The following is an 11,527-nucleotide window of genomic DNA, read 5'->3' on the forward strand; positions in this document are numbered from 1 at the left end:
GATGGCGATGACCGACACAGAAATCCTCATCGAGAAAAAACCGAGTGGCCCGATCGGGCGCTGGCTGATCATGCTGTGGGCGGACAAGCTGGCTTTCTTCGCCGCTCTGTTCCTCCTGATCGTTCTTCTCTGTGCGCTGTTTGGCCCGTTTCTGCTGGAGGGCGTCGCCACCAAGCAGAACCTGCGGGGCCGAAACGCGCCGCCCTTCGATCTCACCCGCGGATGGCTTTACGTCCTTGGAGCCGATGCACTGGGCAGGCCGCTTCTGGCCCGCGTCATCGTGGCGGCGCAAAACACCATCCTGGTTGCGGCGGCGGCAGTGCTTGCATCCTCTGTCGTCGGCACGGCGCTCGGACTGGTGGCGGGTTACAGCCGCTCTTCCGCCGCTCAATGGATCATGCGCCTCGGCGATGTCATCATGTCCTTTCCGTCGCTGCTTCTGGCGGTGATCGTGCTCTATATGCTCGAACCCTCGGTCACCAATATCGTCCTCGTCCTGGCGATCACCCGGATTCCGATCTATCTGCGCACCGCCCGCGCCGAAGTGCTCGAGGTGCGCGAGCGGATGTTCGTGCAGGCTGCCAAGGTCATGGAGGCATCGAACCGGCGCATTGTCTTCCAGCACATCCTGCCGGTGGTCTTTCCCACACTGGTGACCATCGCGACGCTTGATTTCGCCTTCGTCATGCTGGCGGAATCCTCGCTATCGTTCCTGGGGATCGGCATTCAGGCGCCTGAGATCACCTGGGGTCTCATGGTCGCCCAAGGACGGCCCTATCTCACCAATGCCTGGTGGCTGTCCTTCTGGCCGGGCCTTGCCATCATCCTGACGACGCTGTCGCTGAATCTCCTGTCGAATTGGCTGCGCATCGCGCTTGATCCGACACAACGCTGGCGCCTCGAAATCAGAGGTAGGGAAATGAGAGGCAGGGAAAATGGCTGAACATCTTCTGGACGTGCGCAACCTCTCGGTCGAGTTCCACACCGTCAGCGGTACCGTCAAGGCTGTGCAGGATGTCAGCTGGCACCTCGACCGCGGCGAGACGCTGGCGATCCTCGGGGAAAGCGGATCGGGCAAGTCGGTCTCCGCCTCGGCGGTCATGAACCTGATCGATATGCCGCCCGGCAGGATCACCAGCGGCACCATTCTCCTGAATGGGCGCGACATGCTGACAATGACGCCCGAGGAGCGGCGTTCGATCAACGGCGCCAGGATCGCCATGATCTTTCAGGACCCGCTGGCCCATCTCAACCCGGTCTATCCGGTCGGCTGGCAAATCACCGAAATGATGACCACGCATGGTCAGTCCGCGGAGCAGGCCCGGGCCAGGGCGCTCGAACTCATGCAGCGGGTGGGCATCACCGATCCGCAGGCGGCGATGCGAAAATATCCGTTCCAGTTTTCCGGCGGACAGCGGCAGCGCCTGATGATCGCCATGGCGATCGCCTGCAAGCCCGACATCCTGATTGCCGATGAACCCACCACCGCGCTTGACGTTACGGTGCAGGCTCAGGTGCTCGAACTTCTGCAGGAGCTGCAGCAGGAAACCGGAATGGGCCTGTTGCTGATCACGCATGATCTCGGCGTCGTTGCCGAGATCGCCGACCGGGTCGTGGTGATGAATTCCGGCTGCGTCGTCGAAACCGGCAATGCTGCCGAAGTCTATCGCAATCCGCAGAACGCCTATACGAAGAAGCTGATTGCCGCCGCACCGGGGAAGGGCGCGATGGCGCAGGAGCGCGACCGGCAGGGCGAGCCGCTGCTGCGCGCCATCGCTTTGAAGAAGAGTTTTGGTGCCTTCCAGGCACTGAAAGGCGTCGACCTCGTCATCATGCCCGGCGAAACCGTCGCGGTCGTCGGCGAGAGCGGTTCCGGCAAGTCGACCCTTGCCCGGGCGATCGTTCGCCTCGACGATCCGCAGGAGGGCCAGGTCCTTTATCGCGGCAATGATCTGCTTGCGATGACCCCGAGAGAAATATTCGGGCTGCGTCGTGATTTGCAGATGGTCTTTCAGGACCCGACACAGTCGCTCAACCCGCGGATGACCGTGTTCAGGCTGATTTCCGAGGCCTGGATCATTCACCCCGAGATCCTGCCGAAAGCAAGGTGGAAGGAGAGGGTGGCCGAATTGCTGGTCAAGGTCGGCCTGAAGCCGGATATGGCGGACCGCTATCCGCATCAATTCTCCGGCGGCCAGCGCCAGCGCATCGCCATTGCCCGCGCGCTGGCGATGGAGCCGAAACTGATCATCTGCGACGAGGCGGTTTCGGCGCTCGACGTGTCGATCCAAGCGCAGGTGATTGTCTTGCTCGAAGGCCTGCGTCGCGAATTCGGTCTGTCCTATCTTTTCATTGCGCACGACCTGCCGGTGGTTCGCGATTTCGCCGACCGCGTCATCGTCATGAAGGCCGGCGAGATTGTCGAGGAGGGGCCGGTGGCCCGGATCTTCAATGCGCCCGCCCACCCCTACACCCAGGCGCTGCTTGCCGCCGGCCTCGATCCCGATCCCGAGATCCAGGCCGCCCGGCGCGCCGCACGCCTCACACAGGAAGGACTCGTTCCCGCATGAAGCCCGATGTCATCGTCGCCTACCCGCTCCGGCCCCGTCAGATGGCAGGGCTGGAGGAGATCTATACGCTGCACCGGCTGGACCTTGCAGACGGCCGGGAACGCGATGCTCTTCTGGCCAAAGCCGGCCCGATCTGCACGGCTCTGGTCTGCAACGGCCATGTGACGATCGACGAGGCGCTGCTTGCGAAATTGCCGGCGCTGAAGCTCGCCGCCTGTTCCTCGGCCGGCTACGACCAGATGGATGTCGAGGCGATGACGCGGCGCGGCATCAAGCTCACCAACACATCCGAGGTGCTGTGCGACGACGTTGCCGACACGGCGCTGCTTCTGATGCTGGCGGCCCGCCGGCGCCTGCCGGAAGGCGACCGCTATGTGCGCTCCGGCGACTGGGGGCGCAACGGCATGATGCCGCTGACGACATCGACGTCGGGCAAGAAGGCCGGGATCGTCGGCCTCGGCCGCATCGGTATGGCGATTGCCAGGCGATGCGAGGCTGTCGGGCTGACGGTCGGCTATTGCGGGCGGACGAAAAAAGCCGGCAACGATTTTGCCTATTTCGACGAGCCGGTGAAACTGGCGGACTGGGCCGATATCCTGATCGTGGCGACGCCGGGCGGGGCCTCGACCGAAAAGTTGATTTCGGCTGAGGTGCTGAACGCGCTCGGCCCGGCGGGCAGCTTCATCAACATTGCCCGCGGCACCGTGGTCGATGAGCCGGCCTTGATCCGGGCCTTGCAGGAGAAGCGGATCGCCTCGGCCGGCATCGATGTCTACCTCAACGAACCCCATCCCGATCCGCGCTTTGCAGCGCTCGATAATGTCGTGCTCTATCCTCATCACGCCAGCGGCACCGAGGAAACGCGCGACAGGATGGCGCAATTGACGGTCGACAACCTTGCCGCCTTCTTCGCAGGCAGGCCGCTGCTGACGCCGGTCAATTGACCCCGGCGGAAATCCGCGGCGCGGCAGGCTCAGACGAAGTAATCAGGGAACTCCTTCCTGAGCTCTTCCACTTTCGCGACGGTGCGGCTGAGATGCTCGCGGATCGCATCGACCGCACCCTGCTCATCGCGGGCGGCAATCGCGTCGATGATGGCGTGGTGACCGTCGAGGATGCTCATGATCTTGCCCTTTTCGGGCAGATGCAGACGGCGAAGGCGCTCGAGATGGCCGGACCGCTCGCGAACCAGTTGATGCAGGCTGCTGCGCTTGGCGCCTGCGAACAATGTCTGGTGAAAGAGTTCGTCGAGCTCCTGGAAGATGGCGATCTGATCGACGTCGTCGGCGACGGCCGACTGCATTTTGATGATCGAGCGGGCGCGCGTGATGACGGTTGGATCCGGGTCCGGATCGGTCGCGAGGCGGCGGCAGACTTCCGATTCCAGCGCGACGCGAAGGAAATGCGCCTCGTAAATCTGCAGGACGTCGATCCTGGTCACCACGGTGCGGGACTGCGGGTAAATGCGCACCAGGCCTTCCTGTTTAAGGAGCTGCAACGCGTCACGAATGGGGGTCTGGCTGACTTCATAGGTCTCGGTCAGCTCGGTGCGCGACAGCGTGGTGTCCGGCGGCAGCTGGATGGTGATGATGCGCTTTCTGAGATCATCATAGACGCGCTGGACGGTGCTGCCGGCCGCGGCGGGAAAACCGGGTGCAGTCAGGCCAAATGTGGAGGCGAACTGGGAATTCATGTGAGGCAATCCTTTTCACTCCATTCATAGCTTTGCACGCTCTAATGCACAAGAATGCAAAGTTGCCGTTGATATATATGGGAAACTAAAATATCAGTTGGAAGGAGGCGTGCAGAGGAGCACGCAAAAAGGTGGGAGAAAGCCGTGGCCGCGAGGAAAACTTACGAAGAATTGCGGTCGGCCCGATGGATGCTGCCGGATGATCAACGTTCATTCGGTCACCGGTCGCGGACCATGCAGATGGGCTATGCGCCGGAGGATTGGCAGGGAAAGCCGATCATCGCCGTCATCAACACCTGGTCCGACGCCCAGCCGTGCCACATGCATTTCCGCGAACGCGTGGAATGGGTGAAGCGGGGCATTCTTCAGTCGGGCGGGTTCCCGATGGAATTGCCTGCTCTTTCGCTTTCCGAGAATTTCGTCAAGCCGACGACGATGCTCTACCGCAACATGCTGGCGATGGAGACCGAGGAGCTGTTGCGCAGCCATCCTGTCGACGGCGCCGTTCTGATGGGCGGCTGCGACAAGACGACACCCGGCCTTGTCATGGGTGCGGTCAGCATGGGCATTCCCTTTGTTTATCTGCCGGCCGGCCCGATGCTTCGCGGCAATTACGCCGGCAAGACGCTCGGCTCCGGCACCGACGGTTTCAAATATTGGGACGAGCGGCGTGCCGGCACGATCACCAAGGAGGAGTGGCAGGGCATCGAAGGCGGCATTGCCCGCAGCTACGGCCATTGCATGACCATGGGCACGGCGTCGACGATGACGGCGATCGCCGAGGCCATGGGTTTGACGCTGCCGGGCGCTTCCTCGATTCCGGCGGCAGACGCCAACCACCAGCGCATGTCGGCAGCCTGCGGCCGCCGCATCGTCGATATGGTGTGGGAGGATCTGACGCCGGACAAGATCATCACGCAGGCCTCCGTCGACAATGCCGTCACGGTCGCCATGGCGACCGGCTGCTCCACCAATGCGATCATCCATCTGATCGCCATGGCGCGGCGCGCCGGCGTGCCGCTGGAGCTCGATGACCTCGATCGCATCGGCCGCGCGACTCCGGTTCTTGCCAACATCCGGCCGTCCGGCTCGACCTACCTGATGGAGGATTTCTTTTATGCGGGCGGCTTGCGGGCGCTAATGAAGCAGCTCGGCGACAAGCTGGATCCCACCGCCATCACCGTCACCGGCAAACCCTTGGTGGACGGCCTCGACCAGGTGAAAATCTACAATGACGACGTTATCCGGCCATTGTCGAACCCGGTCTATCACGAAGGTTCGCTGGCCGTCCTCAAGGGGAACCTGTGTCCCGACGGCGCGGTCATCAAGCCGGCGGCCTGCGACCCGAAGTTCCACCGTCATCGCGGTCCGGCGCTGGTCGCCGACAGTTATGCGGAGATGAAGAAGATCATCGACGATCCCGATTATCCGCTGACGCCCGATACGGTGCTGGTGCTGCGCAATGCCGGCCCGCAGGGCGGGCCCGGCATGCCGGAATGGGGCATGATCCCGATGCCGAAGGCGTTGTTGAAGCTCGGCCTGCGCGACATGGTGCGCATTTCGGATGCCCGCATGTCCGGAACGAGCTTCGGCGCCTGCGTGCTGCACGCCGCGCCGGAATCTTATATCGGCGGGCCGCTGGCTTTGTTGCGAACCGGGGACATGGTCGAGCTCGACATTCCGGCGCGCAGCCTCAATATGCTGGTTTCCGAAGAGCAGATCGCAGCGCGGCGTGCCGCCTGGGTGGCGCCGACAAGGCACTACGAGCGCGGTTACGGCTTTATGTTCTCCAAGCATATCGAGCAGGCCGACAAAGGCTGCGACTTCGACTTCCTGACGACGGAATTCGGTGGCAAGACGCCCGAACCGGCTATCAACTGAGGCACAACGATGTTTGATCCCAATCGACGCACGATCCCCGCACAGCCGCCCAAGGCCGGCTTTGCGGCAGGTCCGGCCAAGCTGGACGCCATCCGCTCGGTCACTCTGTCGCTCGCTTATCTGCCTTTGGCGCGGCCGATCAGCGACGCCAAGGTTTTGACGGGCCGGCAGAAGCCGCTGACGGAGGTGGCGTTTCTGTTTTGCGAGATCGTCTCCGAAGCCGGCCATAGCGGTCTCGGCTTCAGTTACTCGAAGCGGGCAGGCGGCCCCGCTCTTTATGCGCATGCCTGCGAGATTGCCGACAATCTGATCGGCGAAGATCCCAGCGACACGGCGCGGATATGGGACAAACTCTGCTGGGCCGGGGCTTCTGTCGGCCGCTCCGGCATTGCGACGCAGGCCATTGCCGCCATCGACATCTGCCTCTGGGACCTGAAGGCGAAACGGGCCGGCCTGCCGCTGGCGAAACTGCTTGGCGCCCATCGCGACAGCGTCGCCTGCTACAACACGTCAGGCGGCTTCCTGTCGTCGAGTGTCGAGGAAATCCGCGATGCCATCGATCACTCGATCGCCGCCGGTATCGGCGGCATCAAGATCAAGGTCGGGCAGCCGGACCCGATGGTCGACCTTCGCCGGCTTGATGCCGTGACCAGCCATATCGACGGCCGTGTGCCGCTCATGGTCGATGCCAACCAGCAATGGGACCGCACGACGGCCTTGCGCTTCGGCCGCCTGGTCGAGCCGCTCAATCTCGAATGGATCGAAGAGCCGCTTGATGCCTATGACGCCGAGGGCCATGCCGCGCTGGCGCGCGAACTCGCCACGCCGATCGCCACCGGCGAGATGCTGGCAAGCGCCGACGAACATATGGCCCTGATCCGCGCTGACGCGGTCGACTTCATTCAGCCGGATGCGCCGCGGGTCGGCGGCATCACGCCCTTTCTGCGCATCTGCACGCAAGCCGAGGCGAAACGCATGCGGCTCGCGCCGCATTTCGCCATGGAAATCCATCTGCACCTGGCGGCCGCCTATGCGCACGAGCCGTGGGTAGAGCATTTCGATTGGCTGGCGCCACTGTTCAACGAGCAGCTCGACATTAGGGATGGCCGGATGATCGTGCCCGCCCGTCCGGGGCTTGGCTGCAGCCTGACGGGCAAAGCCCGTGACTGGACCGTGGAAACGCGCAGCTTCGGCAGCTGAATTTGAACGAGGAGAGGAAATATGAACCCCGCAACCCGTGAAAAGCTGATGGGTGTCTCGGTCGCGACGCTCTGCTCGGCGCTGTTCAAGCGCGGCCTGAGAAACCAGACGGTCCAGGATGTCCGGCCGGTGCAGCCGAAGGGCCGCAATATGGTGGGGCCGGCCTTCACGCTGCGCTATATGCCGGCGCGCGAGGACCGCAATGCGATGAACGTGTTTCGGAACCCGAAACATCCGCAACGGCTTGCCATCGAGACCTGCCCCGACGGCCATGTTCTGGTGATGGACAGCCGCAAGGATCCGCGGGCGGCCTCGGCTGGCGACATATTGATTACCCGTCTGATGATGCGCGGCGGCGCCGGCGTCGTCACCGACGGCGGCTTCCGCGATGCCATGACCATCGGCAGCCTTGATATTCCCGCCTATCACCATCGTCCCTCCAGCCCGACCAACCTCACGCTGCACGAGGCGATCGACATCAACGTGCCGATCGGCTGCGGTGACGTGGCGGTCTTCCCTGGTGATATCATGGTTGGCGACGACGACAGCGTGATCGTCATCCCGGCCGAGATCGCCGACGAGATCGCCGACGAAGCGGTGGAGATGACCGCTTACGAGGATTTCGTCACGGAGCGCGTCAAACAGGGGCATACGATCATCGGCCTCTATCCGGCCACCGACGAAAGCAATCTGACGCTCTTTGCCGAATGGCGAAAGGTGAACGGTCGCTAAAAGCGACGCATCTCGAACATTGGATCACCGCATCAGGACGGGGCGAGGCTCCGCCGGGGAGGATAAGAATGAGCTGGACACCTTCAGGCAGGCATCTCATTGCCGGCGAGTGGATTGCCGGAACGACGGCATTTCGCTCCGAGCCGGCGCACGGCCCGGCCCATGACTTCGCTGTCGGCACGACGGAACTGGTCGACCGCGCCTGCCGCGCTGCCGAAGCCGCTTTTGCGGCGTTTTCAGCAAAGACATGTGAGGAGCGCGCCATTTTCCTCGAAACGATCGCCGAGGAGATCGACAGACGCGGCGAGGCCGTCACCCTCATCGGAACGCAGGAAACCGGGCTCCCGGAAGGCCGGCTCAATGGCGAGCGTGCCCGCACCACGGGCCAGCTCAAACTGTTTGCCGAGCATATCCGCAAGGGCGCGCATCTCGACGCGCGTGTCGATGCGGCGCAACCCGAACGGCAGCCGGCGCCGCGGCCCGAGATCCGCCTGGTGCAGCGGCCGATCGGCCCGGTGGCCGTCTTCGGCGCCTCGAATTTTCCGCTGGCATTCTCAACGGCCGGCGGCGATACGGCCGCCGCGCTTGCCGCCGGCTGCCCTGTTGTGGTCAAGGGACATTCAGCCCATCCCGGCACCGGCGAGATCATTGCCGAGGCGATCGCCGCCGCGATCGAACGCACCGGAATGCCGGCCGGCGCCTTCAGCCTGATCCAGGGCGGGCGCCGCGATGTCGGCACGGCTCTGGTGACGCATCCCGCCATCAAGGCGGTCGGCTTTACCGGATCGCTTGCCGGCGGTCGTGCGCTCTTCGACCTTTGCGCCCAGCGCCCCGAACCGATCCCCTTTTTCGGGGAACTCGGCAGCGTCAATCCGATGTTCCTGCTGCCGGCCGCGACCGCTGCCCGGGCGGAGGCGATCGGTTCAGGCTGGGCGGGCTCCCTGACGCTCGGGGCCGGCCAGTTCTGCACCAAACCCGGTATCGCCGTCGTGGTCGATGGGCCGGAGGCGGACAGGTTTACCGGCGCTGCCAAGTCGGCTCTCGAAAAGGTGGCGCCGCAGACGATGCTGACCCAAGGCATCGCCGCCGCCTATCACGACGGTGTCGAGCGCATGCGGGTCAGCAATGCCGTCGCGCCGGTTCTCTCTGTCGAGAGTGCCGGTCGGGACGCAGCGCCGAACCTGTTCGAGACCAATGGCTCGGCCTGGCTCGCCGATCATTCGCTCAGCGAAGAGGTGTTCGGTTCTCTCGGTCTGGTGGTACGCGTCGGCTCGCCGGAAGAGATGCTCACCCTTGCCGAAAGCTTCCGGGGACAGTTGACGGCGACGATCCATATGGACGACGCAGATCTTGGTCTTGCCCGCGACCTGCTGCCGATCCTCGAAAGGAGGGCGGGCCGATTGCTGGTCAATGGCTTCCCGACCGGCGTCGAGGTTGTCGATTCCATGGTGCATGGCGGTCCCTATCCGGCCTCGACCAATTTCGGCGCGACCAGCGTCGGGACCATGTCGATCCGCAGGTTTCTGCGCCCCGTCGCCTACCAGAATTTCCCCGCCGGCCTGTTGCCCCAAGACCTGCGCAACTGAAGCCGGGGCGCACCAAATTGATCGCCGCGGCGAAACTTCGCGAGATCATTCGCCGGCTTCGAGGCGGATCAAGCCTGCGCCGCTGACCGATCTTACCGATGAAGAGGTCGGGATGTCGCGCGGACTGATAGCTTCGGCCGGTTAGAAATCGAGCGTTCCAGACATAGTGAGTGTCCGTGTTTCGGACACCGCGCTTGATCGCTCCGTTCAACTAGTATATTAGTGCATTTGCGCATTAGATCGGCTTTTGCAGGAGGAGGCGAGGGCCGAGTCACCTGAGATAGGACGAAGATTCGCTGTAAGGAGCGCCGTCGGCGCATGGGAGGAGAACGAAATGAAACTGCATTTGGTTGCTGCCTGTATTTCAACCGCGATGATCGGGCTGAGCGCTGGCTCGGCACACGCTGACGATGCCAAGAACAACGTCACTGTCGTGCTTGCCGAGACCGTCGATGTCGTCGAGCCCTGCATGGCGGCGCGCCAAGACGTCGGCCGGGTCATGTCCGAGAACGTCAACGAGATGCTGGTCGAATTCGATTACGTCAATGGCGGCCTCAAACCACGCCTGGCGACGGAATGGTCGAAGATCGACGACGACACCTGGGAATTCAAGCTGCGCCCGAACGTCAAATGGCACGACGGTAGGCCGTTCACCGCCAAGGACGTCCAGTTCACGATCGAGCGCAACAAGAACAAGAAGCTCAGCTGCGAAACCGGCGGCAAATATTTCGGCGGCACGGAATTCAGCTTCGAGACGCCGGATGCCAACACGATCCGCATTACGACAAAACCGGCGCAGCCGATTCTGCCGCTGCTGATGACGGTGATGGCCGTGGAATCGGCCGAAGCGACGCCTGCAGATGAATTCACCCGCAAGCCGATCGGCACCGGCCCATTTACCTTTGACAAATGGGAGATCGGCCAGTCGATCGTGCTGAAGCGCAATCCGGATTATTGGGGGGAGAAGCCCCAGGTCGAACAGGCCACCTACCTGTTCCGCTCGGACAGCGCGGTTGCGGCCGCCATGGTCGATGCCGGCGAAGCCGATATCGTTCCGGCCGTATCGGTGCAGGATGCCACCAACAAGGAAACCGATTTCGCCTATCCGAATTCGGAGACGACATCGCTGCGCATCGATACCCGCGCAGCACCGCTCAACGACCGGCGCATACGCGAAGCGATGAATCTTGCCATCGATCGTCAGGCAATGCTCGGAACGCTGTTTCCCGAACAGGCAAAGATTGCGACGCAGCTCGTCGTGCCCACAACGATCGGCTACAATGCCGATATCCCCGCCTGGCCCTATGATCCTGAAAAGGCAAAGGAACTGGTCAAGGCGGCGAAAGCTGACGGCGTCCCGGTCGATCAAGAGATCCGCATCATCGGCCGCAACGGGCAATATCCCAACGCCACCGAAGCGATGGAAGCGATGATGGCCATGCTTCAGGACGTCGGTTTGAACGTCAAGCTCGACATGTACGACGTTTCCGTGTGGAACGGCTATTTCGTTGCGCCTTTCGTCGCCGATTCCGGCCCGACATTGACCCAGTCGCAGCACGACAATGCGACCGGAGATCCCGTCTTCACCGCATTCGTGAAATACGCGACCGACGGCTCTCACTCCATGGTTCGGGATCCCGCGGTCGACGCCCTCATCGCCAAGGCGACCTCAGCCACCGGCGACGAGCGCACAAAACTCTGGAAGGAGCTTTTCGCCAAGGTGAACACCGAGATCATCGCCGATATTCCGATGTTTCATATGGTCGGCTTCACCCGCGTTTCGCCGCGTCTCGACTTCAAGCCGACGATCGCGACGAATTCCGAACTGCAGCTGTCGCAGATCCGCTTCAAGTAAGCCGGGTGCG

The 11,527-nt window shown here is 62.9% G+C and carries 9 protein-coding genes; 8 read left to right on the forward strand and 1 reads right to left on the reverse strand.

From position 1 onward, the window contains the following. The first annotated feature begins 1 nt into the window (after position 1). From QMO80_RS22950 to QMO80_RS22960, 3 genes are read left to right on the forward strand one after another with little or no spacing between them, the layout of a single operon-like run. Positions 2 to 943, forward strand: coding sequence for an ABC transporter permease (locus QMO80_RS22950; RefSeq protein WP_283200709.1), 942 nt, complete (start codon positions 2 to 4; stop codon positions 941 to 943). Further along, complete coding sequence (locus QMO80_RS22955; RefSeq protein ID WP_283200710.1) at positions 936 to 2,570, forward strand: ABC transporter ATP-binding protein; 1,635 nt, start codon at positions 936 to 938, stop codon at positions 2,568 to 2,570. Before QMO80_RS22950 ends, QMO80_RS22955 begins: the two co-directional genes overlap by 8 nt. Next, complete coding sequence (locus tag QMO80_RS22960) at positions 2,567 to 3,514, forward strand: 2-hydroxyacid dehydrogenase (RefSeq protein WP_283200711.1); 948 nt, start codon at positions 2,567 to 2,569, stop codon at positions 3,512 to 3,514. Before QMO80_RS22955 ends, QMO80_RS22960 begins: the two co-directional genes overlap by 4 nt. 29 nt (positions 3,515 to 3,543) lie before the next feature. On the opposite strand, the gene QMO80_RS22965 is transcribed toward QMO80_RS22960, so the two are convergent. Beyond that, positions 3,544 to 4,263, reverse strand: a complete 720-nt coding sequence (locus QMO80_RS22965) for a GntR family transcriptional regulator (RefSeq protein WP_283200712.1) — start codon at positions 4,261 to 4,263, stop codon at positions 3,544 to 3,546. A gap of 144 nt (positions 4,264 to 4,407) precedes the next feature. Here QMO80_RS22965 and araD point away from each other — a divergent pair, with 144 nt between their 5' ends. The 5 genes from araD to QMO80_RS22990 all read left to right on the forward strand — a co-directional run bounded on the left by araD (position 4,408) and on the right by QMO80_RS22990 (position 11,517). Beyond that, the gene (gene araD / locus QMO80_RS22970) at positions 4,408 to 6,144 is read left to right on the forward strand and encodes an L-arabinonate dehydratase (protein WP_283200713.1); all 1,737 of its coding nucleotides are present in this window, start codon (positions 4,408 to 4,410) and stop codon (positions 6,142 to 6,144) included. A gap of 9 nt (positions 6,145 to 6,153) precedes the next feature. Next, entirely contained in the window at positions 6,154 to 7,344 is a 1,191-nt protein-coding gene (locus QMO80_RS22975; protein WP_283200714.1) for a mandelate racemase/muconate lactonizing enzyme family protein, read from the forward strand. 21 nt (positions 7,345 to 7,365) lie between these two features. Then, entirely contained in the window at positions 7,366 to 8,076 is a 711-nt protein-coding gene (locus QMO80_RS22980) for a ribonuclease activity regulator RraA (protein WP_283200715.1), read from the forward strand. A 68-nt stretch (positions 8,077 to 8,144) separates the two neighbouring features. Continuing rightward, a complete protein-coding gene (locus QMO80_RS22985) occupies positions 8,145 to 9,662 on the forward strand; it encodes an aldehyde dehydrogenase (NADP(+)) (protein WP_283200716.1) in 1,518 nt (505 codons plus the stop codon). A gap of 334 nt (positions 9,663 to 9,996) precedes the next feature. After that, the gene (locus QMO80_RS22990) at positions 9,997 to 11,517 is read left to right on the forward strand and encodes an ABC transporter substrate-binding protein (protein ID WP_283200717.1); all 1,521 of its coding nucleotides are present in this window, start codon (positions 9,997 to 9,999) and stop codon (positions 11,515 to 11,517) included. Positions 11,518 to 11,527: the final 10 nt, after the last annotated feature.

This window comes from Rhizobium sp. BT03, assembly GCF_030053155.1.
Taxonomy (GTDB): domain Bacteria; phylum Pseudomonadota; class Alphaproteobacteria; order Rhizobiales; family Rhizobiaceae; genus Rhizobium.

Coding starts and splice junctions, on each gene's coding strand:
- QMO80_RS22990 (WP_283200717.1), top strand. CDS start 9,997: ATGAAACTGCATTTGGTTGCTGCCTGTATTTCAACCGCGATGATCGGG.
- QMO80_RS22960 (WP_283200711.1), top strand. CDS start 2,567: ATGAAGCCCGATGTCATCGTCGCCTACCCGCTCCGGCCCCGTCAGATG.
- QMO80_RS22980 (WP_283200715.1), top strand. CDS start 7,366: ATGAACCCCGCAACCCGTGAAAAGCTGATGGGTGTCTCGGTCGCGACG.
- QMO80_RS22955 (WP_283200710.1), top strand. CDS start 936: ATGGCTGAACATCTTCTGGACGTGCGCAACCTCTCGGTCGAGTTCCAC.
- QMO80_RS22985 (WP_283200716.1), top strand. CDS start 8,145: ATGAGCTGGACACCTTCAGGCAGGCATCTCATTGCCGGCGAGTGGATT.
- QMO80_RS22965 (WP_283200712.1), bottom strand. CDS start 4,263: ATGAATTCCCAGTTCGCCTCCACATTTGGCCTGACTGCACCCGGTTTT.
- QMO80_RS22975 (WP_283200714.1), top strand. CDS start 6,154: ATGTTTGATCCCAATCGACGCACGATCCCCGCACAGCCGCCCAAGGCC.
- QMO80_RS22950 (WP_283200709.1), top strand. CDS start 2: ATGGCGATGACCGACACAGAAATCCTCATCGAGAAAAAACCGAGTGGC.